Consider the following 25,735-nt stretch of genomic DNA (forward strand, 5'->3'; position numbering starts at 1 on the left):
AGGCTTCCGGGTTACCCAAGATCACGCGACATGACAAGCGCGGTGGCCGCAGACCCGTCCGGCTTGGGGTAATAGCCCTGGCGCCGCGCCACCTGGGCAAATCCCTGCCGGCTATAGAGCTTGATGGCCGCCACATTGTCCTCGCTCACCTCGAGAAACATGCGCCGCGCCGGGCTCATCATCAAGTCGGCAAATGCTGCGTTGAGCAGGGCCTGGCCGATTCGCTTGCCGCGCCATTTGGGGTCCACGGCAATGGTCAGCAATTCGCTCTCGTCGGCCGCCAGCCGCACCACGGCAAAGCCGGCAATGCGCCGCTTGGCGTCACAGGCCACATAGACCCGGCTTTCCGCCTCGCCGAGAAAGCCCATCATCTCCTGGCTCGACCAGCCGCGATAAAATCCCTTGGCATGGATGCGCGCCAGCGCCTCGGCGTCCGCGCCCTGGCCGGGTTCGATATGCAGCCCTGCCGGCGCCATCCACAGCTTGATCACGCGCCCGTCCTTTCCACCCGCCCCGCCGTCTGCGGCTTGGCATCGGCCTCGCGCACATAGGCCGCCTCGGGCGGGTGCGTCGCCGGGTCCGCCGTGGCGCCATGGCGGGCCACGAGGGCAATATCGACAAAGGGCTCCCCGATCACCACCGTGCCGGGGGGCACCGCCGCCTGCGCCAGCACCAGCGGCACGATATCGGCCTCGGTCAGCGGCTGCGCCGGCCCGGCAAAGATCTGGAAATAGGCCTCGCCCCGCCGCGCATCGAGCAGCACGGTCGAGGCACCCGGCACCGCCAGCGACAGCGCCAAAAGGCTCGGCACCCCGATCACCGGTATCCCCCGCGCCAGCCCGATGCCGCGCGCCGCGCTCAGCCCGATGCGCAGCCCGGTGAACGAGCCTGGCCCGGTGGTGGTCACCACCCGCGTCAGATCGGCATAGGTGAGGCTATTGCGCGCCAGCAGCGCCGCAATGCGCTCAAAGATCAGCTCGGCATGGCCCGTGGCAATGGCGTCGATCGACACATCGACGTTTCCATCCGCCAGCAGCAGCCCCAGTTGCAGCCTGGGCGCAGCCGTGTCGATGGCCAACACCACAGGCGTCTTGGTTGCCGCGGTCATGCCCCACCGGCCTGGTTGCGCTGGCGCGAAGCCTCGGCCAGGGCGCGCTTGCGTTCCCGCGCCGCTTCGGCGGCCGCCGCTGCCGCATCGCCCAGATGCGCGCCGCCACGCTTGCGCGCCAGCTCCATCTGCTTCTGCCGCTCCTGGGCTGCCGCATGCTTTTCTGCGTCATCGGCGCAATGGGGGCAGCTCACGCCCTCCACATAGGCGGGCAGGGCGCGCTCGGCTGGCGTCAGCGGATGCCGGCAGGCGCGGCACAGCGTGGCCTCACCCTCCACCAGCCCATGGCCCACCGACACGCGCTCGTCGAACACGAAGCACTCCCCGGCAAAGCGGCTCTCCGCCTCGGGCACCACTTCGAGATATTTGAGGATCCCCCCCTTGAGGTGGAACACCTCCTCAAAGCCCTGGCTCAGCAGATAGCTCGAGGCCTTTTCGCAGCGGATGCCGCCGGTGCAGAACATGGCGACCTTCTTGTCCCGCTTGGGGTCGAGATGGGTCGCCACATAGTCCTTGAACTCGGTGAAATTGGCAGTTTGCGGGTCCAGCGCCCGGCTGAACGTGCCCAGCCCCACCTCATAGTCATTGCGCGTATCGACGAGCACCACGTCGTTGCGGTCAATCAGCTCGTTCCAGTCCTCGGGCTCGACATAGGTGCCCACCTGCAGCGCCGGATTGGCCTCGGGCGCCCGCAGCGTCACGATCTCGGGTTTGAGCCGTACCTTCATGCGTAAGAACGGCATCGCGCTGGCGAAGGAATATTTGACTTCCGCACCACTCAGCCGCCCGCCGAACGGGCCGGAGACGAACAGGAACTGCGCCAGCGCATCGATGGCCTCGGGCGTGCCCGCCACCGTGCCATTTATCCCCTCCGGCGCCAGGATCAGCGTGCCCTTGATCCCCTTGCCGCAGCACAGTTCCGCCAGCGGCTTCTGCAGCGCTTCGGCGTCGGGCAGGTCGGCGAATTTATACAGCGCCATCACCTTGTATGGCAGATGCGCTTGGTGCAGATTGTCGGTCATATCAGTGTTCGGGCGGGTCATTGGCTCGCTCATATCACTGGCCGCGCCTGCGGCCAAAGCGAGAAATCACCCGACGGGTCCATCGCGCCCCGTCCCACACAGACCTAAACAGGCATCTTCGGGAGACCACCATGACCTATCGGGCCGATCCGGCACGCTATGACTCCATGCAATATCGTCGCTCGGGCCGCTCGGGCCTCAAGCTCCCCGTGGTCAGCCTCGGCCTCTGGCAGAATTTCGGTGGCACGCGCGACTACCCCTCCGCGCTCGAAATCCTCGCCCATGCCTTTGATGCCGGCGTCACCCATTTCGACCTGGCCAACAACTACGGCCCGCCCGCCGGCTCGTCCGAAGAGCTGTTCGGCCAGGTCATGGCGCGCGATTTCCGCCCCTATCGCGATGAGCTGATCATTTCCACCAAGGCCGGCTACACCATGTGGCCCGGCCCCTATGGCGATTTCGGCAGCCGCAAATACCTGCTTGCCAGCCTCGACCAGTCGCTCCAGCGCATGGGGCTGGACTATGTCGATATCTTCTATTCCCACCGCTATGACCCCGAGACCCCGCTGGAAGAGACCATGGGCGCCCTGGCCCACGCCGTCCGCTCCGGCAAGGCGCTCTATGTCGGCATTTCCAGCTATCCCGAGGCGCAGACGCGCCAGGCCCATGCGATCCTGAAAGAGATGGGCGTCGCCACCACCATCCATCAGCCCTCCTATTCCGTCATCAACCGCTGGATCGAGAACGATCGCACCATCGATGCATGCGGCGATCTCGGCATCGGCATGATTGCCTTTTCCCCGCTCGCCCAGGGCGTGCTCTCGGGCAAATACAATTCCGGCGGCGCCCAGGGCAGCCGCGGCGACAATCCCAATGGCACGCTGCGCGCCAGCCATATCGAGCCACGCGTGCTCGATGCGGTCGACAAGCTCGGCGAAATCGCCAAATCGCGGGGCCAGTCCATGGTCCAGCTGGCACTGAGCTGGGTGCTGCGCCGCCCCGAAATGACCTCGGCGCTGATCGGCGTGCGCACGCTCGATCAGCTCAAGGATAATCTCGGCGTGCTCAACAATCTCGATCTTTCGCCCGAGGAGATTGCCGCCATCGACGACGCCACCAAGGACGGCCAGATGGAGCTCCATCCCCGTCCCTCCGGCTGGCTGCGCTGATCGCCATGGCTCTTACGCGTCAACGCCTCATCGCGCTGATCGGCCTTAGCGAACCCGCCATCGCGCTGGTTTCGTCCACCACGGTCGAGCATGAAGATTATGCCGTCGAGACCCTCACCCTGCGCATCGGCAATGCCGATGTGCGCGGCTTCCTCACCCGGCCGCTCAAGCCAGAGGGTCGCCTGCCGGCGATCCTTTATGCCCATTCCCATGGCGGCGGCTATGCCATCGGCGCCGCCGAACTGCTCGACGGGCGCGAATATCTGCTCGATCCGCTCGGCCCGGTCTTTGCCCGCGCCGGCTATGTCACGCTCTGCATCGACATGCCGGTCTTTGGCCTGCGCTCGAATGTTACCGAGTCCGCCGCGACCAAGGCGCTGCTGTGGATGGGCCAGTCGCTGTTCGGCCAGATGCTGAACGAAGAGGCTGCCGCGCTGACCTATTTGGCCACTCGGCCCGATGTCGATCCCGCCCGCATCGGCGCCTATGGCATCTCCATGGGGTCGACCCTCAGCTATTGGCTGGCCGCCATGGACACCCGCATCAAGGCGGTGGTCCACCTCTGCTGCTTTGCCGATCAGCGCACCATGATCGAACTGGGCGCCCATGATGGCCATGGCATCTATATGATGGTCCCGGGCCTGTTGGCCGAAGCCGACGCCGGCTCGATTGCCGCGCTCATCGCCCCGCGCCCGCAACTGGTCTGCATCGGCGAGGCCGATAGCCTCACCCCGCCTCTGGCCGTCAGCCGCGCCTGGGCCGAGCTCGAACCGGCCTATGCCACCACGCCCGACCAGCTGCAGCTGCTCAGCGAACCCGGCATCGGCCACCAGGAAACCCCAGCCTCCCGCGCCGCCGCCCTCAGCTTCTTCGCAGCTAACCTCTAGTCGGGCAGGGCGCTGCCCCGCGCAGCGCCCCGCCGCTTGCGGCCGCGGACTGCCCTCAGGCCCGGGGCCTCTCGATCAGGCTCTCCCCGGCCGCGATGATCGATTGCGCAGCCGGACGCGGCGTCCAGCCGAGCAGGTCCTGCGCCTTCTTTGCGCTCATCTGGCGGCTTCTTCCGAGTTCCGGCACGAGGCCGGCAATCTGGGGGTTCATCAGCCCCAGCAACCGGAACAGCCAGTCCGGCATCTGTCGCAGCGAGACCTTTTGCGCGTCTTGTCCCAGGTTTGCCCTGAGGATAGCCGCCATGTCCCGGAACCAGAGAAAATCGCCACTGGCAATGAAGCGCTCGCCCGCCGCCTGCGGCAACATCATCGCCAGGATATGCAGGTTGGCGAGGTCGCGAATGTCCACGATCCCCATGCCGATATTGGGCAGGGCCGGCATCTTGCCGGCCAGCATGCGGGCGATCAGGCCAACGGAGTCCGAATAGGTGCCGTCCAGCGCCGGCCCCAGGATGAAGCCGGGGAGAATTGTCACCAGCTCCATCCCGACGCCGGGGCTGCGGGCAAAGGCCCAGGCATCCTGCTCGGCCATGGTCTTGGCCCGCATATAGTCGCCGATGCCGGCCTGGCCGAGGTCCGTCCAATGCGTTTCGTCGATCGGCTGGCCCGGCGCGAGCGATCCCTTGGCCGGGCGGCTGGCGGAAAAGCCCGATGACGTCAGCACCACGCGCTTGGCGCCTGCTGCCGCGCTGGCCCTGAGCACGCGCATCGTGCCCTCGCGCGCCGCCGAAATCACGTCCTTGCCCGTCATGGGCGATGCCTGATGCAGCACGAAGTCGACGCCTGCGAGCGCCTCGTCCCATCCCGCGTCATCGAGCAGATCGGCGCCAAATAGACGCAGCCCCGCCGTGTTGCCCGTGTACCGGCCAATGCGCCGGCGCAGCGCCTCTTCGCTTTTGCGCGAGCGGACCGTCGTGCGCACCACAAAACCCCTCTCGAGCAGCGCGACAATGGTCCAGCCCGCGAGATAGCCCGTGCCGCCCGTCACCAGGACGGTCTGTTGCTCTGGCGCAAAAATGTCTGAAGTGGTATCCGGCATCTCAATTGGTCTCCATTAGAGACCATAGGATGTAATTGAGACCGGGCGCTTTGCTAAGGAGGCACTTTGATGAGACTAGGAAACGTCGACGTCCCCCGCGACACCTGCCAATTGGTCGGCAACATCCTCGGCCATCTCGGCGACAAGTGGTCGGTGCTGATCATCGTGTTGCTGCGCGAGCGCCCCATGCGCTATTCTGAGCTGGAACGGCAGATCGAGACCGTCTCCAAGAAGATGCTCACCACCACGCTCCGCCATCTCGAACGCGATGGCTTCATCTCCCGCGCGGTCACGCCCACGATCCCGCCGCGGGTTGACTATCAACTGTCCGAGCTGGGCCGCGAGGTCATGGAGCCGCTCGACGTGCTGGCCAGATGGGCCCTGCGCAACAGCGACCGCATCGTCGAGGCCCGCTCGCGCTACGACTCCGATCATGAGCCCTAGCGCAGACCTGCCTGCTGGAGATCGATGGGTGATCGACGGCACTGGGGATCGGGATGGACACAGCCCGGCGTGACCATCCGCAGCTGCAATGTTCTTGAGATCGCAAATTGGCCTTGCCGCATGGTCACAAGGGTATTGGACAGGCTGCTCCCGGCCTCCGGATGTGCCGGGCCCAGGAGCGGCTTTCACACTGTCCGGATAGTGCCGCCATCAATGACGAACTCAGCGCCGTGGATCGCCGCCGCCCGGTCGGACGCAAGATAGGCGATAAGGTCGGCCACCTCTTCGGGTTTGGCGCCGCGCCCGATCGAAATTCCGCCCAGGGCATCGAGCACGGACTGGCGCGCGTCCTCGATCGTGCCGCCATTGGCCGCCCGCAGCATTTCGAGAAAGTCTCCGGTCCCTTCGGTCAGGATCCAGCCGGGAGAGACGGAATTGACCCGCACTCCCTTGGGACCGAGCTCTTTGGAAATCGACTTGCTATAGGTTCGCAGTGCGGCTTTTGCAGCAGCATAGCCCGTCGTGGATTCGGGCAGCGGCAGGACGGACTGGATCGACGTGATATGCACCACCGTGCCCTTGCCCCGCGCCAGCATCTGCGGGATCAGCAGGCGATCCAGGCGCACACTGGCGAGCAGGTTGAGGTTCAGCTCTGCAAGCCAATGCTCGTCCGTCAGCGCAGCAAAGCCACCTGCCGGCGAGTCGGACCCGCCGATCACATGGGCGAGGATGTCGACCCCGCCCATCCGCTCGATTGCCGCCGTGCTCAGCGCATCGCTGCCGGCCGTCGTGGTCAGGTCGGCCTGCACATAGTCAACGCCCGCGATAGGGTCCTTGATGGTGCGGGCGGCAGTGATGACCCGGGCTCCGCCGGCGAGGAAGCGCTCGACCGTGGCGCGGCCGAGGCCCTTGGTGCCGCCGCTGACAAGCACGCGCTGACCGGCGAACTCGCTGGGATTGGCCTGGACGCTCATACCGTCGCCTGCAGCGTCTGGATGGCGCCGTTCGCCAGCGTGAAGCGATAGGTGAAGCGGATCGGGCTGCCGGGGAACTCGCCGTGAGCGGGGCCTTCGAGCACGATATCGCCGTCTTCTTCCCGAACGGACTCGGGTGCGAAGATCGCCTTGACCGGGATCACTTCCTGTTCGAACAGGCGGCGGATTGCCGCCTGTCCCGCGAAGGGCTTGCCGTTGTCGATGAACAGGGCATCGGGCAGGAACGGCTTCAACATGCCGTCGATATCGAGACGGGCATTTGCCGCGATATAGTCGGCGATGGGACTGGGAAGGTTCAGGGACATGGTCATCTCCGTATTGGTGATGACGCAAACATAGCGATGGACTTTTCACCTGATAATCGAGACAAAGCAGCATAGCGTGTCACGGAAACCGGGATAATGGCTCGCCATTCGCTGATTGAACTCGAGGCCGTTCTCGCCATCGATCGTTGTGGGTCGTTTCGCGCCGCGGCGCTGGATCTGGGCATGTCGACCACCGCGATCAGCAACGCCGTGGGCAAGCTCGAGCGCGAACTTGATGTGCGGTTGTTCAACCGCACCACGCGCAGCGTCTCGCTCACCCATGCCGGGCGAATCTTTGTCGCACAGATCAAGCCGTCGCTGGACGGCATCCAGAAAGCGATGAACACGGCGCGCGCGCAGCAGGAAACGCCGTCGGGCACCCTGCGCATCAATGCCTTTGCGACCGCAGCGCGCGAGATCATGTCGCCACTCGTCCTTACCTATCTGGAGCGCTATCCCCAGGTTCACATCGACATTGTCACCGAGGGACGGCTTGTTGACGTTGTGGCGGCGGGCTTCGATCTGGGACTGCGCAGCGCCGATCTGGTGCCCAGCGACGCCATCGCCATTCCGCTGGGTCGGATGCGGCAGATTGCGGTGGCCGCGTCCCCAGCCTTCTTCAGGGACAGGGCGATTCCCAAGGTGCCGCAGGACTTGCTCTCCTACCCCTGTATTCGCGCGCGCCTGCCCGACGGAGCATTGCTGAAGTGGCGATTCAGCAAGGACGGCGAGGACCTGCAGCTCGACGTCGAGGGGCCTATCACCCTTGATGAAGCGTCTGTGACGCGGATCGCGGCAATCAATGGCGTGGGGATCGGCTATTTCATGGAAAGCGATGTCCGCGAAGACCTGTCCGCGGGCCGGCTTGTGCGCATTCTTGAGGATTGGACGCCGCCGCTCCCGCCGCTGTGTCTCTATTTCTACAATCGGCGCAATTCATCCGCCGCCTTCCAGGCCTTTATCGCCCTCGCGCGTGACTTTGCCGCCGGGCGGCTCAGCCAGCCTTGAATAATCTGATCAAGGCGCGCTCGCGCGTGATCATGCCCATGCCCTGGATGTCGAGCAGGGCGGGGGTCTCGAGTTTTTTGAAATGGCCCTTCGCCTCGCGGCCACAGCGTCGCCGCCGCTGTCCGGTGCCCGCCGCCCCCAACCCACGCGGGTCACCCTTGGGCTTGCCCCGAGGGCTCTTCACCTCACAACCAAGAAACCTCAGCTAATGTTAACATCGTCAACATTAGATATGTGTACAGTGTAAACATGCCCTCAATAGCCACCACCCTCAGGTGGCCAAATCCCCCGCGACATCCCGTCCACAAAATATGATATTTCAACTCTTGTTATTATCCTGTGTCCGGGCCTATACCCCCGCGCAGTTGACGGCGAGACCACCCGCCGCACGCACAGGATATCGCAACGCTATGAAACTGCCCGTTTTCGCCGGCCTCCTCGCGCTGGCTGGCCTCGCCGCCACTCCGGCCCTTGCTGCCCCCACCACCTATCCGCTGACCATCGACAATTGCGGCGTCAGCATCACCTTCGACAAGGCGCCCGAACGCGCCGTGGGCCTGGGCCAGAACAGCGCCGAGATCCTGCTCATGCTGGGCCTTGAGGATCGCATGGTTGGCACGGCCTTCTGGCCCAACAAGGTGCTGCCCCAGCTCGCCGAGGCTAATGGCAAGGTGCCGGTGCTGACTATTGAGTTCCCCACTTTTGAATCCATCCTGGCCACCAATCCCGATTTCGTCGCTGCCGCTCTGCCCAGCCTGATTGGTCCGTCCAGCAAGGTCGCCAAGCGCGAGGATTTCGATGCGCTGGGCATTCCCAGCTACATCTCGCCCAGCACCTGCGTGGCCGATGGCAATGCCACTGACAAGTTCGGCTATGGCGACCGCAGCGCCCTGTGGAACATGGATACGCTCTACAAGGAGATCGACGATCTCGCCCGCATCTTCGACGTGGCCGACAAGGGCGAGGCCGTGATTGCCGACCTCAAGGCCCGCGAGGCCGCCCTGCGCGCCGATGCGCCCAAGGACGGCAAGGCGCTCTCCTATGTCTTCTGGTTCTCCAGCCCCGAGCCTTCGGCCGATGCTTATGTCGGCGGCAAATACAGCGCCTCCGGCTTCATCGCCGATGTCCTGGGCGGCACCAATGCCATCACCAATGACGCTGAATCCCCTGCCGTCGGCTGGGAAAGCATCATTGCCAGCAATCCCGACGTCATCGTCGTCACCCAGGTGGATCGCAACCGCTGGGAGCTCGATAAGGCCCAGGCCAAGATCGACTTCCTCAAGTCCGATCCGGCCACCAGCCAGATGCCGGCCGTGCAGAACAATGCGCTCATCATCATGCCCGCCCAGGCGATGAACCCGAGCGTCCAGACCATCTTTGGCGCCGAGACGGTGGCCGAGCAGCTCAAGGCTCTCGGCCTCAAGTGACGACCACTCTCGCCACCATCAGCGCGGCGCCGCCGCTGCGCCGCTGGCTTGTGCCCGCGGCGTGGCTGCTGGCGAGCCTGCTCGCCATCGCGCTGGTGGTCGCCATCAGCGTGGGGGTCGGCGATCTGCCGATCTCCATGTCGACCACCTTTTATGCCATCACCAACAAGCTCGGGTTCACCGCCGTCGCGCTCAACCCCATGCATGAGACGGTCATCTGGGAATATCGGTTGAGCCGGGCCCTGGTCGCCGTGTTCTGCGGCGCGGGCCTGGCCCTCTGCGGGGCGATTCTGCAGTCCCTGCTGCGCAACCCCCTGGCCGAGCCCTATGTGCTGGGCATTTCCGCCGGCGCCTCCACCGGTGCGGTGGCCGTGGTCATCCTGGGCATTGGCGCCGGCGCCATCTCGCTCTCGGCCGGCGCCTTCGTCGGCGCCTTTGCCGCCTTCTTCTTCGTTGCCATTCTCTCCAATGGCGCGCGCGGCGGCGCTGACCGCACCATTCTGGCCGGTGTTGCCGCCTCCCAGCTCTTCAACGCCGCCACCGCCTATGTCGTCACCACCTCGGGCAATGCCCAGCAGGCGCGCGACGTCATGTTCTGGCTGCTGGGCAGTTTCGGCGGCGTGCGCTGGCCCGAGTTCGTGCTGGTGTCCATCGTTGTCGGCGTCGCGCTGGTCATCTGCCTGCTCAATGCCCGCGTGCTCGACGCCTTCGCCTTTGGCGACGAGGCCGCCGCATCGCTCGGCGTCGATGTCGGCCGCACGCGCATCCTGTTCTTCGCGCTCACCGCCGTCATCACCGCCACCATCGTCAGCATGGTCGGCACCATCGGCTTTGTCGGCCTGGTCGTGCCCCATGCCGCCCGCTATGTCGTCGGGCCCCTGCATGCGCGTCTGCTGCCTGCCTGCGCCATTGCCGGGGCCATCTTCATGGTGCTGGCCGATATCGCCTCGCGCAGCCTCATCCCCCAGCAGGTGCTGCCCATTGGTGTTGTCACCGCGCTCGTCGGCGTGCCCTTTTTCGCCATCATTCTCTATCGGCTGCAGCGCCCGTCATGACCATCAAGGCCGATAATCTGATCTGGAAGATCGGGTCCAAACCCATCGTCAACGGCGTATCGCTCGCCGTGCGTCCTGGCCAGACGCTGGGCCTGCTCGGCCCCAATGGCTCGGGCAAGACCTCGCTGTTGCGCCTGCTCACCGGCCTGCGCCGCCCCCATGCGGGCGCCGTCACGCTCGATGGCACCGACATCGCCACCATCGGCCGCCGGGCCCTGGCCCGCCGCGTCGCCTTCATCGAGCAGCATGCCACCACCAGCGCCAATCTGCGCGTCATCGATGTGGTCAAGCTCGGCCGCTTCCCGCACCAGACCATGTTCTCCGGCTGGACCGCTGCCGACGCCACCGCCGTTGCCGAAGCCCTGGCGCGCACCGGCCTCACCGACAAGGCCGACCAGTCCTGGCAGAGCCTGTCGGGCGGGGAGCGCCAGCGCGCCCAGCTCGCCCGGGCCCTGGCGCAATCCCCGCGCGAACTCATTCTCGACGAGCCCACCAATCACCTCGACGTGCAGCACCAGATCAGCCTGTTGCGGCTGGTGTCAGACCTGCCGGTCACCAGCATCATCGCCCTGCACGATCTCAACCACGCCGCCATGTTCTGCGACGAGCTGCTGGTGCTGCAATCGGGCCAGGTCGTCGCCGCCGGCACGCCCGAAGCCGTGCTCACCCGCGACCTCCTCGCCGACGTCTTTCATGTCGACGCCCATGTCGAGCCCTCCCCCCACCACGCCCGCCCGCATATCCACTTCACGCGCTAGCGGCAGGGCAGGGGCCGCGACCGTCCACCCCGGCGCCCAAACCGCGCGTATCTGCTCTGCCTCGGCCAGCCCCTCTGAGCTTGGCTCTCGCCAAGGCTGTCGTTCACCCAAATGCGCTGCTAATAGGATGAATCTGTGGGGCAAAAGCCCCAGGCGTTTGAGTGGACCGAGACGAGACGGATCGATGCTCTTTTCCCAGGTGTTTGGCTGCGGTTGGCCGTGGTCCAGGGGGCAAGCCCATCGCCACCAGGTGCCATCCCCTTCACCAATACAGCGCTCGTCCCGACGCACGGCTGCGTCCGGATCGGACGCTGATATCCCCACCATGCAACCTCAAGACCAACCAAAGCGGACCATTCCACAAATGCCCAGTCAGACACCCAAGGGGCGAGGCATGACCTCCAATATCGTCGCGGCGCTGCTGGGCACGGCGCTGCTCAGCCTGGTGGCCGCCGGTCCGGCCCAGGCGGTGATCATTCTCGACAGCACCTGGGCCGATCAGGGCGGGGCGGAGGGTGCGGAAGGCGACGGCTTCGGCGCCGCCAAGGCGCTGGCCATGGAGCCGCAATTCTGCGCCATCATGAGCTTTTTCGACGGCGAGCAGATTGGCGGCTCCGGCACCTGGATCGGCAATGATCAGGACGGCACGGCCTATGTGCTGACGGCAGCGCATAATTTCGGCGACTGGGACGATCCCGCCACCTGGACCTATTACACCCGCGCGGGCACCGAGTTCACCGGCAAGGCCGTCCATATCCATCCCAATTACGACGCCAACAGCGAAGAGACGCCGGGCTACGACATCGCCATCGTGGAATTGGATGGACCCGTCGAGGATTGCGACACCCCGCCTCTTCTCTATGGCGGCAGCGATGAGCTGGGTCAGCTCGCCACCATGGTCGGCTTTGGCTCGCGGGGCATTGGCTCGGTCGGCCAGGATGACAAATACTACACCAGCCAAGATGCCGCTGCGGCGCGCAACATCATCGACGTGGTCGAGGATCCGGCCCCCGATGGCAAGGGCGGCAATCAACTGCTGGTCGATTTCGACAGCGAGGATGGCGCCAGCAATGTCTTTGACAACAGCGATCCCCTGCCGGTTGATGATTATGAAGGCGTGCTGGGGTCAGGAGACAGCGGCGGCTCGCTCTGGATCGAGACCGACGAGGGGTGGGCCATTGTCGGCGTCAACGACTGGGGCGACGACGCGGTCTATGGGTCCACCGGCGGCTTCGGGCGCATCAGCCCGCAATACGACTGGGTCAAATCCATCTTCGACGCGCATTTCACCAACGAATAGCGGCGGCGGCGAACGGCAGCTGGCGACCCCATTGCGGGCGTTCAACGACCGTTCAACGCTACCCAAGACCTGCCATTGGTCGTCGCTTCGCAAAGTCTGGCTTGTTCAACATGCAGCGCTGTGGGACATCCGGAGCAAGCTTGCGGCTCTTTGTTAGAATAGCGGCTGGTCGGCAAACAGGTCACCAATGATGCGATGAACTTTGTACCGCGCATATCCTTCTTGGCCTTCGACAAGTTCGCTCACCAAGCCGATGAGCACGTACCTTAATTTGGCCCCTTGGTACTCAAATTCAAACGAGGGCGCGCTGATTGCAACCCTAGGGATAGTACCATCGACGAAAATGTCGGCGGCCTGTTGGTCTAGCCAGCCGCTTAGGCTGATCCTCACAGTCTCCCCACCTTTGCGCTGCACCAGCAATTCCTCACCCTCCGGAATAAAGGTAAATTCCGCCGCAGGATCGGGCTCTCCCGGATGGGCCTCCTCGACCCCACTGAAGCGGCCATGATAATAGGGGGTTCCCGTAAGGTTGACCGGCTGCTTCCTCAGACCTGAGTCGAAGTCGACGCCGTTACCCCCGATCAAGGCACTCTTCATCGCTTTCGCTATCCGCACCGTGCTGGTGGGTACTGCCCTGGTCCGGTTGAAAGGTAGTTCCGCAGTTAGAAGCACCCCAGTGAAACTATCGAGCACCGGCCAGATTGCGTCTGGATCTGACGAGTCTGGATGCCTCTCAGGCAGTTCGGAGAAGGCAGCGCCCAACTCAACGAGATCGGGACGCCACACCTTGGTCAAGCCAACAGCGACACTCGTCTGCACGTATTGATAGGGGATGTCGGCAATATCGAAGTTGAACGAATATGGAGCGATTTCGTGCAGCCCCTCCTCGGTTGGCAAGGGCTGATCGGCGATCGCCTTCCGAACGTCTATGGTGGCAAATCCGTCGCCATAAGCCTGCACGAGAACGTTCCAGCCGTGTGGCTCCATCGAGTGGCCGCACACCATAGGGCGATCAATGATGTCGCCATAGCCCGGCCCACCCCACAGTATTCCAATGAGTATGGGCGTAGAACTGAGATCGAGCAGCACCGGATAGGTTGCCGAATAGCCTACTTCCGTCGCGGCGGGGACGGTCGCATACCATCCGTCGTCGCCCAATGCCGCGTTCGTATCGTTCAGGTAGGCCTCCATCCGCCGATCCTGCTCAGCTTCGAGGCCAGGAGGAACTGGGCAGGCATAGAGGTTGATGTTGGGAGCAGGTGGCGAGGCAATAGGATCAACTGCAAATGTATGGCTCTGGCCAACTAATGCAAGAATGAGACCTATCGAAAAACTGCGCACGGAGGTCTCCTAAATCCACCACAATAAGCTGCGCACAACTGGGACCAAGTCAAGCTTTCGCATACCCACTACAGCGGGAATCGCTCCACAGACGCTGCATGTAGCACTGCCGGACGATGTGATAGTTCCGGGCAGGGCCCGATACGTAACGCGCGTGGTATGGTCGCCATTAGGTTCGCCGGGATACGCCGCATGGTGGTGGCAGTAGCTGTTCTCACGACGTCTCGCCACCTTCCACTTTGGCGGGCTTTGCTCCGAAACCCGTCAGTCCGCTTCCCACCCACCTCAGCCGTTCAGGCAGGCCTGTGCCCAAGGAACCTCAAGCCCGACGGCGCAGCCGCCATTGGCTCCCTGTCTGTCCTACGCCTGGTCTTCATCGCCGCTGTCGCGCTCAGGCTTGTCATAGTGGCCTTTGATGGCCTTCTCGCGCTCCCGATGCAGGTCCAACTGCGAACGCACCATCGCGCCGCTGCTGATGCGCAGATACCGCGCAAACCCAACAACAAGAAGCAGGACGACCAGCAGGACGGCGTAATCCAAAAAGCTCATGTGCCGCGGCTCCAAAAAATGTTTTAGGTATCAATAGGTTATTTGCTTAGGCGTTGAGCCCGGCCGCCGCCCACGCCCAGCCCCCAGCCCACCCCCCGGCGTGACCCGCCGCCCACATGCCGGGCGCAGCGCTGCCCGGCGGGTGCGGGCATTTCCCCCTTGCCGCCAGGTCGGACTCTGACCCAACAGCACGCCGGGCATCTCCCCAATGCCCTCGGCCTTAACGATGCGTGAATTGTGCGCGATCATTCCCGGTCGCGGCTAAAGGTCCCATAAAGAAATCCTGTGCTATCAAGAAGATCGGTGCAACAACCATTGTTCGACTGATGCAGCGTCAAACTGAATCGAGCGATCTCTACAAGGCCCTCGTAGAGGCTCTGTCCGACAATGTGCTGCCAACAGCGTCCATTGGGTTGATCCTTTTGGGCAGCGGTCTTTACACCTACAGCCAGACCAATGATGCCGTTGCCCTGGCCCTGACGATCTTCGGGGGCCTGGCGTCGGTTCTCAAAGTCTTTCTGATCTTCTTTCATCGTCGGACCATGCGTGTTCAATCCCCCACGCTTTCGGTCATCAGGCGGTTCGAAACCAGTCACGCCATTGCGACCTGGTGCATGGCGGCGCCCATTGGCGGCTTGAGCGCGCTCATGTTCTCTTTGCCCGAGCTGCATCTCCATGTCGTGGGGACCGCCCTGCTCTTTGGGTACTGCGCCGGCGTAGCCACCCGCATATCGGTGCGCCCCGTGATCGCCATGGGCGCCGTGATCCTCGCCGCGGCGCCGGCCATTGCTTCGGCGCTGATGTTTACACAGGATGCGCGGGTCCTGATCGCTGCGGTCTTCGTGCTGTTTTTCCTGAACGCTGTGGAGACCATTACCCATCTTCACCGGAACGCGAGCCGCCTCATCGCGATGCGCCTGAAAGTGGCAAATCTGGCGCGGCTCGATCCACTAACGTCACTCAGAAATCGTCTTGGCTTGCAGGAGGCCTTCAACGCCTTGCCGCCAGATCGGGGCGGCGCGATTGCGGTCCATGCCTTCGACTTGGATGGCTTCAAGTCGGTCAATGATCAATTCGGCCACGCGACAGGGGATCGGTTGCTGCAGGCGCTCTCCGAAAGATTGCGCCGTGTTGTTGGGCATAACGGTGTGGTCGCTCGCGTCGGCGGAGACGAGTTCGTGGTCTTGCAGACAGGCCTCGATAGTGAGTCCGGTCCGGGCCTTATGGCCAGCAATATCCATCGTGAACTGACCCAGCCTTATGAAGTTGGCACCGGCCAACCTGTCCACATCGGCCTTAGCCTTGGCTTCAGCATTGCCGACGAAAGCGGCGGATCGCTGGACGCGCTCGTCCGCGAAGCCGACGCGGCAAGCTATGACGTCAAGAGAAGCGGCGGCGGTTTTCGCGCCCACCTGTCACCACAGTGGGTCCAGACAGAAGCGCCAAGAAGTGGGCATGCGCGGCGGAAGCCCGAGGTCCTGACACCGCAAGGACGTCTCGCCATTTGAAGGCCTGACATCCAAAGCGCGACCAGGGCGATAGGCCGACGAACTGTCAGCGCCTGACGTGCCCTGCGCAAGAAGTTGCCTATTCCCCGCACACCCCAAGGCACCCGGCCTATTCCGGCAACGCCGTCTCCCCACCCCATAGCGGCCCCAGCTCTGCCCCGGCAGCCACGATCGCCCCCATGCCCCCCGGTTCCCCCGGGAACAGCCGCCCACGCAGACAGGCGATATCCTCAGGCCAGCTTTCATCAGGAGATCGCCCATGCCCGCCACCGCACCGTCCATCCCCACCAGCACCCCAACGCGCGCGCCGATTCCCGCAGCCAAAGCCGTCCTGCTGGCCGGGTTGTTTGCCGCGCTGTCTGTCTCGGGCGCCGCCGCCAGCGATCTCGCAACCCCCCAAGCCGCCGTTGCGGCCTATCTCGATGGCGTGGCCGACCATGATCTGGCGGCGGTTCTGGCGGCCAGCGCCGTCGAGCCGATGAGCGAGCGGTTCGATTTCCCCGCCTATGTCGATCGCTATCAGATGCTCAACGTCGCCGTGCCCGCGCCGGCGACCGATCCCATGCTTGTGGCGATCAACCGCGCCAATTTCACCGCCCAGATCGCCAAGCAGGTGCAGTTTCTCACCTATGGGTTGCTGAGCACCGTGGATATCGATCATGGGCGCCCGCTCACCATGGACGCTGCCGGGGCGTCCGCCTTTGCCGCTGAGATCGATCCGTCCCGGCTTAAGGCTCTGGTCGTGCGCCAGATCGGAGAATTCGATCTGCCGGCCGACAAACAGCCGCGCTATCGCGCCAATGCTGCCGCCCAGGCCGTCACCTATGGCGCCGACGAACAGGTGGAACTGGGCGCCGTGCTCGACTTCGAGGGGGCGACCTATCAGGTGGGCTTCACCGTGCTGCGCTACGGCCAGACCTGGGGCGTCAGCAGCCAGTCATCGGCTCTGGTGGGCACCAGCAGCCTGGGCACGCCCCAGCGGGTCACGCCCTAGCTGCGCGTGGCTCTGCCGGAATAGGCGATGGGGCAGGGCCCCGCCTATTCCGGAAATTCCCGCTCCACTCGCACATAGCCCGGCGAGGTTGGCCGGCGTCGGCGTTCGGTGGCCTTGCATTTCTTGATGATGGCGCGCACCCGCTTGATCACGCCGATGCCCATGCCCTCGATCTCGAGCAGTTCGGGCCCGGTCAGCTTGTCGATCTGGCCCAGGGTCTTGAGGCCGCAGAACTGCAGCCGCTTGCCGGTGCCGTCCTCGTCCCGCAGGTCGATGACGTTGATCTCCTGCCATTTGACGGCGCCGCGCAGCCACGCCCGATAACTATCTGCCATGGTTGTCCATACAACCGCGCGGGTCGGCAACGCCAGCCTCCGCGCGCTGCTGCTGCAGATAGCCGCCCACGCTGGCGGGCACCTCCTGCGCCAGCCAGCGGCGCAGCGCGCGGATCTTGCCGCTTTCGCGCTTGCCCCGGCCCACCACCAAAAAATAGCCCTGCGGTCCGTCAACGCTCAGCCCGAAGGGGCGCACCAGCCGCCCGTCGCTCACCGCGTCGGCGCTCATCATGTCCGCCGCCATCAGCACACCCTGCTCGGCAATCGCTGCGTCAAAGGCCAGCGAGGCATCCGAATAGACCGGACCATCGAGCACCACCGTCTCGTCCAGCCCCGCCGCCGCCCGCCACGCGTCCCAGCTCAGCATGGTCGTCTGGTCCTGGATCACCGGCACCTTTGCCAGATCGGCCACGCGACCGAGGTGTTGCGCCACCTTGGGCGCGCACACCGGTTGATAGCGCGTGCCGCCGATCAGGCTGGCCTGCACGCCCGGCCATTGCCCCAGCCCGAAGCGGATGCCGCAGTCGACATCGGCGCGGCTGAGATCGACCATTGTCGCCGACACATTGAGCCGCACCTCGATCTCGGGGTGTAGCCGGGCAAATTTGGCAATCCGCCAGATCAGCCAGCGCGAGGCGAACACGCTGCCCACGGTCAGGTTGAGCACGCCGTCCTCGTCGCCCTTGAGACTTCCCAGCCCCTCGGCCAGCGCCGTGAACCCAGCCGTCAGCTGCGGCAGCGCTGCGCTGAGCGCGGGCAGGGGGCGCAAGCCGCCGCCACTGCGGTCAAACAGCGCCACGCCCAACCGCTCCTCGGCCCGTCGCAGATGCTGGCTCACTGCGCCAATGGTCACGCCCAGTTCCTCGGCCGCCGGGGCCAGCGCCCCGCGCCGCGCCACGATCTCGATGGCGCGCAGGGCATTGAGCGGAATGGGAAATGGGTTTGTCATATAGATTTTCTATAACGATGCCGCGCCACTGTCCATTGTGATGGTGCTGTCACAGGCGCAAAAGAGGGGCAAATCTTACCCACCCCATCTGGAGACCACGACAAAATGTCTGTCCTGCTGTATCATCTTCATCGGCTTCTGGCCGATTGGCTGCGCCCGGAGGCGCCCGCGCAAGCCCCGCAATTCTCGTCGCGCGATTGGGCCGATCTGCCCGTCTATCATCCGCAATGCGACACGGCGCCGTTCTGAAGCCACATTCGGCTCGTTCAAGAGGGGCAACCGATCCGCAATCAGGAAGTGCCCATGATCCGCCCTGCTGTTCTTCCCCGCCCGTCGCGCCTTGCGCCGCTGGCGCTTGTCGCCCTTTTCGGCCTTTGCCTCGGCGCCGCCCAGGCGCAGGAGGCAGCCCCGGCCGCCGCGCCCGAGGCGCCCGCCAATGTGGTCATCGATCCGGCCGCCGACGTCTCCAAGGCCCCCAAGCAGAGCAATCTGCTCACCGGCTTTTATGCCACCCAGGCGGTGATCGAGATCTGCGCCCTGCCCATCGATGATGCCGTCAAGACCGGCATGGCCGGCGACCTCAAGCGCCTGGAAACCAGCGTTGGCCTCGACGACGCTTCCGCCGCCACGGCCTATGCCAAGGTCAAGGCCGATGTCGAAAAGACCCAGCCCGATTGTGCCGAGGGCAGTGCCGATCGCGCCAGTGTCGATGCCGTCACCGCCATCTATGCCGAAGCAGCCGCCAAGGCCGCTGCGGCCACCGCAGCTGCCGCTGCCGGCACCGCCGTTCCCGTCGATCCCGCTGCTGTCCCGGCCACCCCGGCCCAATAAGCCCATCCGGCGCCGGGCCTCTGCGGGCCCGGCCCGGCGCCTATTGGCAGAGCTGCGCCGTGCAGCTCTGGCCATGGCAGCCCAGGTCGAGATGCAGATGGTCGGCATGCTCGGCATTGGCCTCCGGCCCCAATACGGTGGTGAAGCTGCCGCAGGCCGCATCATGCGCCAGGCGCCACAGCCGCCCCGCGGGCGCATCGGCGTCTCGCCAGTCCGCCGCCACGTTCAGCGCCCGCCCGTCTTCCAGCACGAATCCGGTGACATCGAGCGCATTGGCAAAGCTATGCTCGGACATCAGCGCATCGTCGCCGCCCACCCGCGCCCGGCACAGATAGCCCGTTCCGGTCACCACTTCGGCCAGAGGACTGCCCAGCATGCTGCCGGCAGAACCATCCACGGTGGCGAGCCAGCCGGGCAGGGCGCTGGCCATGGCGCAATTGGTGGTCACCGGTTGGCTCAGGCTCACCATGCGCCCCCGGCTCTGGATTGCCGTCACCAACAGCGGCGAGCGCTCCCCGCAGCCCTCTTCGCTGATCGGCGGCAGCATGGTCGCCTGCACCAGCCCCGCGATCACCGCCGGGCACGCGCCCTGATAGATGCGTGTCTCCTTGGGCGCAGCGGTTTGCTCGGGCGCCGCAACAGGCGCGGGCTCTGAAGCCGGCGCCGCTTCGGTCGCCGGCGCCGCTTCCGTCAAGGGCTCCGTCTCCTCTGCCGGCTTCGCCTCGTCCGCGGGTGCCGCACTTTCATCCAGCGCCTCCGGCCGTGGCCGCGGCACCGGCGGCGCCACGGGCGCCACCACCGGCACATCCACTGTCGGCTCGCTCGGCCGTTTCGGCGGCACCGGTCCCTGCGCCTTGGGCTGGGCCCTGGGCGGCTGCAAGGGCGCCGTCAGCTGCTCCATGGCATTGCCCATTTGGTCCAGCCAGTCCTGCGCCCGGGTGGTCGGCGTCAGCAGTGTGGCGGCCAGCGCCAGGCTCAGTGTCAGCGTCCGCATGTCAATTCCCGCCGCAGCGGTCCCTTTGTTGCGCAATCGCGCAGTTAACCTGCGCTAAACCATCTTTGCGCGCCCCCGGGCTTCTGCTATCAGCGCCCCATGACAACGCCGCTTTCCCACATCCGCAATTTTTCCATCGTCGCCCATATCGACCATGGCAAGTCCACCCTGGCCGATCGGCTGATCCAGTCCACGGGCGGGCTCGACCTGCGCGAGATGAAGGCCCAGGTGCTCGATTCGATGGATATCGAACGCGAGCGCGGCATCACCATCAAGGCGCAGACCGTCCGTCTCACCTATAAGGCCAATGATGGCGAAACTTACGTCCTCAACCTTATCGACACGCCCGGCCACGTCGACTTCGCCTATGAGGTGAGCCGCTCCATGGCCGCCGTCGAGGGGAGCCTGCTGGTCGTTGACGCCTCCCAGGGCGTCGAGGCGCAGACCCTGGCCAATGTCTATCACGCGCTCGATGCCAATCACGAGATCGTCCCCGTCCTCAACAAGGTCGATCTGCCCGCCGCCGATGTGCCGCGCGTCAAGCAGCAGATCGAGGATGTCATCGGCATTGATGCCTCGGACGCGCTGGAGATTTCCGCCAAGACGGGCCTGGGCATCGATACCGTGCTCGAGGCCATCGTCACCCGCCTCCCCGCCCCCAAGGGCGACGTCAATGCCCCGCTCAAGGCCTTGCTGGTCGATAGCTGGTATGATGCCTATCTCGGCGTCGTGGTGCTGATCCGCGTCATCGACGGCACCGTGCGCAAGGGCCAGAAGATCCGCATGATGGCCGCCAATGCCAGCTATGAGCTGGATCGCGTCGGCGTCTTCACCCCCAAGCTGGTCGATGTCGGCGAGCTGGGCCCAGGCGAACTCGGCTTTTTCACCGCCTCGATCAAGGAAGTGGCCGATACCAATGTCGGCGACACCATCACTGATGATCGCAAGCCCACCGCCGAGCCGCTGCCCGATTTCCGCCCGGCCCAGCCGGTGGTGTTCTGTGGCCTGTTCCCTGTCGATGCCAGCGATTTCGATGAGCTGCGCGCCGCCATGGGCAAGCTGCGCCTCAATGACGCCAGCTTCTCCTTCGAGATGGAAACCAGCGCCGCCCTCGGCTTCGGCTTCCGCTGCGGTTTCCTCGGGCTTTTGCACCTCGAAATCATCCAGGAGCGGCTCAGCCGCGAGTTCGATCTTGATCTCATCGCCACCGCCCCCTCGGTGGTCTACGAGGTCGCGCTCACCGATGGCAGCACGCTCATGCTGCACAATCCGGCCGATCTGCCCGATGTGATGAAGATCGACGAGATCCGCGAACCCTGGATCAAGGCGACCATTCTCACCCCCGATGAGTATCTGGGCTCCATTCTCAAGCTCTGCCAGGATCGCCGCGGCGTGCAGCGCAATCTGAGCTATGTCGGCAATCGCGCCATGGTGGAATATGATCTGCCGCTCAATGAAGTCGTGTTCGATTTCTATGATCGGCTGAAGTCCATCTCCAAGGGCTATGCCAGCTTCGATTATACGCTCAACGATTATCGCGCCGGCGATCTGGTCAAGCTCTCGGTGCTGGTCAATGCCGAGCCGGTCGATGCGCTCTCGATGCTGGTGCACCGCACCGTCGCCGAAAGCCGCGGCCGCCAGATGTGCGAAAAGCTCAAGGAGCTCATTCCGCCGCATCTGTTCGTCATTCCCATCCAGGCGGCCATCGGCGGCAAGATCATTGCCCGCGAAACCGTGCGCGCCATGCGCAAGGACGTGACGGCCAAGTGCTACGGCGGCGACGCCACGCGCAAGCGCAAGCTGCTCGAAAAGCAGAAAAAGGGCAAAGCCCGCATGCGCCAGTTCGGCAGCGTCGAAATCCCGCAGGAAGCGTTTATCAAGGCGCTGAAGATGGGTGACGACTGATCGGTTTGCGTTAGCAAAGCCGAGGCGCCAGTGGCGCCTTGGCAGATCAGTCGCCGGGTCGCTGCCAAAGGCAGCGGGCACCCGGTCAAATAGCGGTTCCTCCTTCACCTCTCCCCCAGGGGGAGAGGTCGGATCGCACAGCGATCCGGGTGAGGGGGCCTTCGGGCGTCCTGCATGGCATCATCACCGCCCACCGCGCGTCACCCTCGGGCCTGACCCGAGGGCTCTGCACTTTCGGGTGCGCCGCACCCGCCCCACCCCCGATGTCATCGCGGCCTTGAGCCGGGACCCATTCTGAGGTCTCTCTGCCGCACCCGATCGCGGTGTCTCCGCTGCCCCACCTCCCCCTTCAGATGAGAGGCGCCTCACGCCTTAAAGCAATGCTCCCGGTGCCAGTTCAGAAATGCCGGATGCGGCCGATCCCGCGCCGCCAGCGGGCCGATTAGCCGGCCAGTCTTGTTGATCAGGCTCTCCACCCCGTCGCGGTCATTCACCTGGCGCGAGATGATGATGCTGAGATCATCGGCTACCCCGATCAGCCCGCGATCAAACATCCAATGCGCCGTGCCCGACAGCGCCAGCCCATTGCCCACGCTGTCCGGCCCATTGTGTTCCACCGGCCTGATATGCGCCGCCGCCACTTCGGCCCGGCCGCCGCCATTGATCAGCTTGAGCCCGGTCACCGCGCAGCGCTCGTCATAGGCGCGCAACACCACGCGGCGAAACACCCGGTCGCGCAGCGTCCGTGTCGTCATCGCGCTGATCCGCTCGCGCTCCTGCTCGAACACAAAGGGCTCTTGGCTCTCATCGATCTCGAACGGCTGCACCGCTGGCGCCTCCGCTGTGCCCACGCGCGGCAGCAGCGGGTGCGCCTCCTCCAGCCCGCGCGCCAGGATGCGGTCCAGATCGCGCGGCGATATCGGGCGCACAGCCGCCTGTGCCCGCCCGGAAATCCGCCCCTGCTCATTGAGCAAGCCGCGCTCCACCACGCCATTGGCGTCGGCAAAGGGCACCGGATTGGCAAATTCGAGATAGCTCCCGGGCACCATCAGGGCCAGATACATATTCGGCGCCGTCGGGTCCGGCACAATGCGCTCCACTTGCGCCAGGGCATAGTAGCCCTTGGAATCGCGGACCTTCACCGGCTCGTAATAGACAATCCAGTCGCCCACACAGGCCGACGCGCGCTCAAGATAGGGTTTGGGGAATTGATAGCGTTCAGCCGGGCTGTCGTCGTAAATCGAATCCGCCCGATGTATGAAAACGCCGAAAGTCATACTGTCCGCCCTTAGTGCTAGCACCATTCATGGAATGCGCGCAGCAAGGCCGCAAGCCGCGGCCGCGATGAACCAACGACCAGATCACCAAAATCGGGCCCGGAGCTCCAATCTCATCCCACCCACCACGCGGTCCCTCCCCCTTCAGGGGGAGGCTAGGTGGGGTGCCCAAGCACACACAGCACTCAGCAAAACCCCCGATGTCATCCCGGCCTTGAGCCGGGACCCATCCTGAGGTCTTCCAGCGCGCAAGGCACGCGCCATCATCTCACGATGGATTCCGGCCCTCGCTCTCCTGCGCTTCCTCTATTTTCTTGAGGGCCTTCCTGCATGCCGCCGCCTCCTTCTTGGAGTTCATGCTTTCATGCACGCGGACAGCGTTTTTCATATGATTTGCTGACTGATCCAAATCGAACTTTGCTATCTTTGCTTCAGCTACGTGTGAGTGCGCGAAGAATATTCGACTTAATTCTGCTTGAATGAAGGCCCAATCCGAGGGATGGCGCTCTTCGTCTAGAATATTGGCGGCCAGATGATAGGAACCCAGCGCTCGGACTAGGTAGAGCTCCATCAGCTCGGCGCTGCATTTCAGCCCGTGCTGAACAAGGGCTTCCCCCAGCCGCAAGTGCATTTGAGCATGGGGCATTGGAAACAAGACCGTCGGGTAGGTCTCGATAGCTGTCTGGAGAGCACTAATCCCCCTTACGCGCAAGAAATGAGCGTCTTCGGTGTCCGTGGTGCTTGCAGCAAGAAGTATTAGGGCTCCTCCCATATTACCATGCGCCACACCCCAGACCTCGGTGTTGGAGCATTGTTCAGCAGCAGCGATGGCTTGCTTGTATGACTGAATGACCTCTGTCAGGGCTGCGGAAGTCGCTGTGTCCTTCCTTGCTTCGAGACTTGTCATGAGAGCGCTGCCAAGGCTGTTGGCGGCATGTGCCTTGAGTTCGTACATACCGTCCAGTTTGCTGAGTCTGCTAACAGTAGCTCTAAACATCTGAACTGTTTCTTCGAAAGTTTTTGCATCCCTATGAAAGCGAGCTTTATCAAATAGCGAGTTCCCGAGCGCAATTTCCGCAGAAATTAGGTCAAACAGTTCTTCCTCTGAATCGGCTTCGATTGAAGAGAATGCCGTCACTGCTTCTCTGGCATATTGGATGGCTTTTTCGTTGTACAAAATTCGATCGCGGTCGCCTTTGCTTCTGAGCGATGCCTCGTTCCGAAAAATCAAGCTAATCTGATAGGATGTCTTCGATGATTGGTGTTTGTTGCCTTGAATGCTCTCAAAGGTTAGGCACTTTTCTAGTAATTTTGCTGCAACCTCAAAATGTGAACGCAGAGATCTACGGCCTGATTCGTACAGTGCATGAGCAATCTCGTTGAGCAGATCAGCTGCCCGGGCCTCAGACAGAGGCCGCAGCATTTCAGCGGCCGAGAAATAGTGCGATAGCGCCGTTGTAGGGTCGCCAGCAGTAAGCTTTACGTCGCCTCTCGTAACTCTGAGTTCGACGAGTTTGCCAACCTCACGCAACGCACTACCATTGAGTTGAGTTTCTTCGGCTTTTTGAAGGGCCTCGTCAGCTTCTGTATAGTCTCCTTGGTCAAGAGCATCGATAGCACTGGCCTTGAGGTCAGCTAAGTCCAAGTCCGCTTCATCAAGTCGTTCTATCCGCGCTCGAAGATCGCTCCACTCCTTTGCCTTTGAGCGCAGATAGTCTTCCAATTCAGCCAGTGTGGAGGCGGGATTTGCATTCTCAAACTGGCGAGCGACAGCCTCAATCATGTTCCGCGCCTCCCGATATGCGCGATCCAGCGCTGGATCAGGAAGGGCTGAGGTTCTGGAGGCGCATGCCTCCAACTCTTTGTTGGAAATGCCGAGTGCAGCCACCAGCGGGTCGAGCGTTCTTGGGTGTGGATTTGCGACAAGTCCTCCCTCAAGTTCGCTAATTCGCCGGGTCTTCGCGCTGGTGCCGTACGCGTCCTCCGCAAGCTGAATTTGGGTGAGACCCTGCGCCTTCCTGCGCTGCTGAATTAGTTGCCCGACAGCAGCACCAAAGGTCTCACGGCTCATTTCCGCATAGACTCCGCATTTTTCCGCGGCCAATCCGCATACGGCTCGGAGGTTCATCCAGCAAAGTCTCATAGTCAACATCGCCCTGGCAGGGCTCAACGCCGGAGACTACGACCATGAAATTTAGCGATGTCTTTTCGGTGGTTGCGGCGACCATTGTGATGCTGACTGCACCTTCTTTGACCGCTGAAAGCCTCGCAGCTGCGCTTGCACTTTTGAGCGCGCTCTTTGCTATCAACGGCATGTGAGGCCACCAATAGTCGATTCACAATTTCGTTGGCTAATCTTTGTCCAGAACCTGTTGAGATCGCCGGCGCTACTAAAGTATGCGCCTCTCCACCCCGCCTTACCCTCTCCTGTCCGGCACAACGCCGCAAATGACAGGAGAGATCATGCCCCACCCC

The 25,735-nt window shown here is 63.7% G+C and carries 27 protein-coding genes; 14 read left to right on the forward strand and 13 right to left on the reverse strand.

What is annotated here, in order from left to right; all coding sequences use genetic code 11:
* Positions 1–11: 11 nt before the first annotated feature.
* From rimI to trhO, 3 genes are read right to left on the reverse strand one after another with little or no spacing between them, the layout of a single operon-like run.
* Entirely contained in the window at positions 12–491 is a 480-nt protein-coding gene (rimI, locus tag K1177_RS16270) for a ribosomal protein S18-alanine N-acetyltransferase (RefSeq protein WP_224704821.1), read from the reverse strand.
* On the reverse strand, positions 488–1,108 hold the full coding sequence (tsaB, locus tag K1177_RS16275) for a tRNA (adenosine(37)-N6)-threonylcarbamoyltransferase complex dimerization subunit type 1 TsaB (protein ID WP_224704823.1): 621 nt from the start codon (positions 1,106–1,108) through the stop codon (positions 488–490). The genes rimI and tsaB overlap by 4 nt, the downstream gene beginning before the upstream one ends.
* Positions 1,105–2,151 (reverse strand): oxygen-dependent tRNA uridine(34) hydroxylase TrhO, encoded by a 1,047-nt coding sequence (trhO, locus tag K1177_RS16280; protein WP_224704829.1) that lies wholly within the window; start codon positions 2,149–2,151, stop codon positions 1,105–1,107. Before trhO ends, tsaB begins: the two co-directional genes overlap by 4 nt.
* A 110-nt stretch (positions 2,152–2,261) precedes the next feature.
* Here trhO and K1177_RS16285 point away from each other — a divergent pair, with 110 nt between their 5' ends.
* A complete protein-coding gene (locus K1177_RS16285) occupies positions 2,262–3,299 on the forward strand; it encodes an aldo/keto reductase (protein ID WP_224704831.1) in 1,038 nt (345 codons plus the stop codon).
* A gap of 5 nt (positions 3,300–3,304) precedes the next feature.
* Complete coding sequence (locus K1177_RS16290; protein WP_224704833.1) at positions 3,305–4,186, forward strand: alpha/beta hydrolase family protein; 882 nt, start codon at positions 3,305–3,307, stop codon at positions 4,184–4,186.
* A 55-nt stretch (positions 4,187–4,241) separates the two neighbouring features.
* Here K1177_RS16290 and K1177_RS16295 read toward each other — a convergent pair whose 3' ends face one another.
* Positions 4,242–5,285: an NAD-dependent epimerase/dehydratase family protein gene (locus tag K1177_RS16295; RefSeq protein ID WP_224704835.1), complete on the reverse strand. Its 1,044-nt coding sequence runs from the start codon at positions 5,283–5,285 to the stop codon at positions 4,242–4,244.
* 69 nt (positions 5,286–5,354) lie between these two features.
* On the opposite strand from K1177_RS16295, the gene K1177_RS16300 reads away from it, so the two are divergent.
* Positions 5,355–5,729, forward strand: coding sequence for a winged helix-turn-helix transcriptional regulator (locus tag K1177_RS16300; RefSeq protein WP_224704844.1), 375 nt, complete (start codon positions 5,355–5,357; stop codon positions 5,727–5,729).
* A 185-nt stretch (positions 5,730–5,914) separates the two neighbouring features.
* Here the strand turns inward: K1177_RS16300 and K1177_RS16305 are convergent, their stop codons facing one another.
* Both K1177_RS16305 and K1177_RS16310 read right to left on the reverse strand, forming a co-directional pair.
* Entirely contained in the window at positions 5,915–6,703 is a 789-nt protein-coding gene (locus K1177_RS16305) for an SDR family oxidoreductase (RefSeq protein ID WP_224704846.1), read from the reverse strand.
* The gene (locus K1177_RS16310) at positions 6,700–7,029 is read right to left on the reverse strand and encodes a nuclear transport factor 2 family protein (protein WP_224704848.1); all 330 of its coding nucleotides are present in this window, start codon (positions 7,027–7,029) and stop codon (positions 6,700–6,702) included. Before K1177_RS16310 ends, K1177_RS16305 begins: the two co-directional genes overlap by 4 nt.
* A 96-nt stretch (positions 7,030–7,125) precedes the next feature.
* Between K1177_RS16310 and K1177_RS16315 the strand changes: the two genes are divergently transcribed.
* The 5 genes from K1177_RS16315 to K1177_RS16335 all read left to right on the forward strand — a co-directional run bounded on the left by K1177_RS16315 (position 7,126) and on the right by K1177_RS16335 (position 12,577).
* On the forward strand, positions 7,126–8,037 hold the full coding sequence (locus tag K1177_RS16315; protein WP_224704850.1) for a LysR family transcriptional regulator: 912 nt from the start codon (positions 7,126–7,128) through the stop codon (positions 8,035–8,037).
* Positions 8,038–8,447: 410 nt separating this feature from the next.
* Positions 8,448–9,464 (forward strand): ABC transporter substrate-binding protein, encoded by a 1,017-nt coding sequence (locus K1177_RS16320; protein ID WP_224704852.1) that lies wholly within the window; start codon positions 8,448–8,450, stop codon positions 9,462–9,464.
* A 17-nt stretch (positions 9,465–9,481) separates the two neighbouring features.
* Complete coding sequence (locus tag K1177_RS16325) at positions 9,482–10,519, forward strand: FecCD family ABC transporter permease (protein ID WP_224705836.1); 1,038 nt, start codon at positions 9,482–9,484, stop codon at positions 10,517–10,519.
* Complete coding sequence (locus tag K1177_RS16330; protein ID WP_224704854.1) at positions 10,516–11,277, forward strand: ABC transporter ATP-binding protein; 762 nt, start codon at positions 10,516–10,518, stop codon at positions 11,275–11,277. Before K1177_RS16325 ends, K1177_RS16330 begins: the two co-directional genes overlap by 4 nt.
* A 394-nt stretch (positions 11,278–11,671) precedes the next feature.
* Positions 11,672–12,577, forward strand: coding sequence for a trypsin-like serine protease (locus tag K1177_RS16335; protein WP_224704856.1), 906 nt, complete (start codon positions 11,672–11,674; stop codon positions 12,575–12,577).
* A 153-nt stretch (positions 12,578–12,730) separates the two neighbouring features.
* Here the strand turns inward: K1177_RS16335 and K1177_RS16340 are convergent, their stop codons facing one another.
* On the reverse strand, positions 12,731–13,918 hold the full coding sequence (locus K1177_RS16340) for a hypothetical protein (RefSeq protein WP_224704858.1): 1,188 nt from the start codon (positions 13,916–13,918) through the stop codon (positions 12,731–12,733).
* 360 nt (positions 13,919–14,278) lie between these two features.
* Positions 14,279–14,467, reverse strand: a complete 189-nt coding sequence (locus K1177_RS16345; RefSeq protein ID WP_224704859.1) for a hypothetical protein — start codon at positions 14,465–14,467, stop codon at positions 14,279–14,281.
* Positions 14,468–14,793: 326 nt separating this feature from the next.
* On the opposite strand from K1177_RS16345, the gene K1177_RS16350 reads away from it, so the two are divergent.
* Both K1177_RS16350 and K1177_RS16355 read left to right on the forward strand, forming a co-directional pair.
* A complete protein-coding gene (locus K1177_RS16350) occupies positions 14,794–15,975 on the forward strand; it encodes a GGDEF domain-containing protein (RefSeq protein ID WP_224704861.1) in 1,182 nt (393 codons plus the stop codon).
* Between the two features lie 259 nt (positions 15,976–16,234).
* Positions 16,235–16,969: a hypothetical protein gene (locus K1177_RS16355; RefSeq protein WP_224704863.1), complete on the forward strand. Its 735-nt coding sequence runs from the start codon at positions 16,235–16,237 to the stop codon at positions 16,967–16,969.
* Between the two features lie 44 nt (positions 16,970–17,013).
* Here the strand turns inward: K1177_RS16355 and K1177_RS16360 are convergent, their stop codons facing one another.
* Both K1177_RS16360 and K1177_RS16365 read right to left on the reverse strand, forming a co-directional pair.
* The gene (locus K1177_RS16360; protein ID WP_224704869.1) at positions 17,014–17,304 is read right to left on the reverse strand and encodes a hypothetical protein; all 291 of its coding nucleotides are present in this window, start codon (positions 17,302–17,304) and stop codon (positions 17,014–17,016) included.
* Positions 17,294–18,253 (reverse strand): LysR substrate-binding domain-containing protein, encoded by a 960-nt coding sequence (locus K1177_RS16365; RefSeq protein WP_224704871.1) that lies wholly within the window; start codon positions 18,251–18,253, stop codon positions 17,294–17,296. Before K1177_RS16365 ends, K1177_RS16360 begins: the two co-directional genes overlap by 11 nt.
* Before the next feature lie 105 nt (positions 18,254–18,358).
* Here K1177_RS16365 and K1177_RS16370 point away from each other — a divergent pair, with 105 nt between their 5' ends.
* Entirely contained in the window at positions 18,359–18,502 is a 144-nt protein-coding gene (locus K1177_RS16370) for a hypothetical protein (RefSeq protein ID WP_224704874.1), read from the forward strand.
* A 54-nt stretch (positions 18,503–18,556) separates the two neighbouring features.
* The gene (locus K1177_RS16375; RefSeq protein WP_224704876.1) at positions 18,557–19,084 is read left to right on the forward strand and encodes a hypothetical protein; all 528 of its coding nucleotides are present in this window, start codon (positions 18,557–18,559) and stop codon (positions 19,082–19,084) included.
* A gap of 40 nt (positions 19,085–19,124) precedes the next feature.
* Here K1177_RS16375 and K1177_RS16380 read toward each other — a convergent pair whose 3' ends face one another.
* On the reverse strand, positions 19,125–20,078 hold the full coding sequence (locus tag K1177_RS16380; RefSeq protein WP_224704883.1) for an extensin-like domain-containing protein: 954 nt from the start codon (positions 20,076–20,078) through the stop codon (positions 19,125–19,127).
* A 99-nt stretch (positions 20,079–20,177) separates the two neighbouring features.
* On the opposite strand from K1177_RS16380, the gene lepA reads away from it, so the two are divergent.
* The gene (gene lepA, locus K1177_RS16385; RefSeq protein ID WP_224704896.1) at positions 20,178–21,983 is read left to right on the forward strand and encodes a translation elongation factor 4; all 1,806 of its coding nucleotides are present in this window, start codon (positions 20,178–20,180) and stop codon (positions 21,981–21,983) included.
* Positions 21,984–22,348: 365 nt separating this feature from the next.
* Here lepA and K1177_RS16390 read toward each other — a convergent pair whose 3' ends face one another.
* Together K1177_RS16390 and K1177_RS16395 are read right to left on the reverse strand one after the other, a co-directional pair.
* Positions 22,349–23,260 (reverse strand): HNH endonuclease, encoded by a 912-nt coding sequence (locus K1177_RS16390; protein WP_224704898.1) that lies wholly within the window; start codon positions 23,258–23,260, stop codon positions 22,349–22,351.
* Positions 23,261–23,528: 268 nt separating this feature from the next.
* Positions 23,529–25,331 (reverse strand): helix-turn-helix domain-containing protein, encoded by a 1,803-nt coding sequence (locus K1177_RS16395; RefSeq protein ID WP_224704899.1) that lies wholly within the window; start codon positions 25,329–25,331, stop codon positions 23,529–23,531.
* A gap of 116 nt (positions 25,332–25,447) precedes the next feature.
* On the opposite strand from K1177_RS16395, the gene K1177_RS18440 reads away from it, so the two are divergent.
* Positions 25,448–25,579, forward strand: a complete 132-nt coding sequence (locus K1177_RS18440) for a hypothetical protein (protein ID WP_263574986.1) — start codon at positions 25,448–25,450, stop codon at positions 25,577–25,579.
* Positions 25,580–25,735: the final 156 nt, after the last annotated feature.

The sequence above is a fragment of the Devosia aquimaris genome (assembly GCF_020169335.1).
In the GTDB taxonomy this organism is placed as follows: Bacteria; Pseudomonadota; Alphaproteobacteria; order Rhizobiales; family Devosiaceae; genus Devosia; species Devosia aquimaris.

Excerpts from the sequence above, each read along its gene's own strand:
- K1177_RS16360 (WP_224704869.1), bottom strand. The coding sequence starts at position 17,304 with ATGGCAGATAGTTATCGGGCGTGGCTGCGCGGCGCCGTCAAATGGCAG.
- K1177_RS16295 (WP_224704835.1), bottom strand. The coding sequence starts at position 5,285 with ATGCCGGATACCACTTCAGACATTTTTGCGCCAGAGCAACAGACCGTC.
- lepA (WP_224704896.1), top strand. The coding sequence starts at position 20,178 with ATGACAACGCCGCTTTCCCACATCCGCAATTTTTCCATCGTCGCCCAT.
- K1177_RS16390 (WP_224704898.1), bottom strand. The coding sequence starts at position 23,260 with ATGACTTTCGGCGTTTTCATACATCGGGCGGATTCGATTTACGACGAC.
- K1177_RS16330 (WP_224704854.1), top strand. The coding sequence starts at position 10,516 with ATGACCATCAAGGCCGATAATCTGATCTGGAAGATCGGGTCCAAACCC.
- K1177_RS16345 (WP_224704859.1), bottom strand. The coding sequence starts at position 14,467 with ATGAGCTTTTTGGATTACGCCGTCCTGCTGGTCGTCCTGCTTCTTGTT.
- K1177_RS18440 (WP_263574986.1), top strand. The coding sequence starts at position 25,448 with ATGAAATTTAGCGATGTCTTTTCGGTGGTTGCGGCGACCATTGTGATG.
- trhO (WP_224704829.1), bottom strand. The coding sequence starts at position 2,151 with ATGACCCGCCCGAACACTGATATGACCGACAATCTGCACCAAGCGCAT.
- K1177_RS16365 (WP_224704871.1), bottom strand. The coding sequence starts at position 18,253 with ATGACAAACCCATTTCCCATTCCGCTCAATGCCCTGCGCGCCATCGAG.
- K1177_RS16350 (WP_224704861.1), top strand. The coding sequence starts at position 14,794 with ATGCAGCGTCAAACTGAATCGAGCGATCTCTACAAGGCCCTCGTAGAG.
- K1177_RS16375 (WP_224704876.1), top strand. The coding sequence starts at position 18,557 with ATGATCCGCCCTGCTGTTCTTCCCCGCCCGTCGCGCCTTGCGCCGCTG.
- K1177_RS16285 (WP_224704831.1), top strand. The coding sequence starts at position 2,262 with ATGACCTATCGGGCCGATCCGGCACGCTATGACTCCATGCAATATCGT.
- K1177_RS16320 (WP_224704852.1), top strand. The coding sequence starts at position 8,448 with ATGAAACTGCCCGTTTTCGCCGGCCTCCTCGCGCTGGCTGGCCTCGCC.
- K1177_RS16300 (WP_224704844.1), top strand. The coding sequence starts at position 5,355 with ATGAGACTAGGAAACGTCGACGTCCCCCGCGACACCTGCCAATTGGTC.
- K1177_RS16355 (WP_224704863.1), top strand. The coding sequence starts at position 16,235 with ATGCCCGCCACCGCACCGTCCATCCCCACCAGCACCCCAACGCGCGCG.
- tsaB (WP_224704823.1), bottom strand. The coding sequence starts at position 1,108 with ATGACCGCGGCAACCAAGACGCCTGTGGTGTTGGCCATCGACACGGCT.
- K1177_RS16290 (WP_224704833.1), top strand. The coding sequence starts at position 3,305 with ATGGCTCTTACGCGTCAACGCCTCATCGCGCTGATCGGCCTTAGCGAA.
- K1177_RS16310 (WP_224704848.1), bottom strand. The coding sequence starts at position 7,029 with ATGTCCCTGAACCTTCCCAGTCCCATCGCCGACTATATCGCGGCAAAT.
- K1177_RS16335 (WP_224704856.1), top strand. The coding sequence starts at position 11,672 with ATGACCTCCAATATCGTCGCGGCGCTGCTGGGCACGGCGCTGCTCAGC.
- K1177_RS16305 (WP_224704846.1), bottom strand. The coding sequence starts at position 6,703 with ATGAGCGTCCAGGCCAATCCCAGCGAGTTCGCCGGTCAGCGCGTGCTT.
- K1177_RS16315 (WP_224704850.1), top strand. The coding sequence starts at position 7,126 with ATGGCTCGCCATTCGCTGATTGAACTCGAGGCCGTTCTCGCCATCGAT.
- K1177_RS16380 (WP_224704883.1), bottom strand. The coding sequence starts at position 20,078 with ATGCGGACGCTGACACTGAGCCTGGCGCTGGCCGCCACACTGCTGACG.
- K1177_RS16370 (WP_224704874.1), top strand. The coding sequence starts at position 18,359 with ATGTCTGTCCTGCTGTATCATCTTCATCGGCTTCTGGCCGATTGGCTG.
- K1177_RS16395 (WP_224704899.1), bottom strand. The coding sequence starts at position 25,331 with ATGAGCCGTGAGACCTTTGGTGCTGCTGTCGGGCAACTAATTCAGCAG.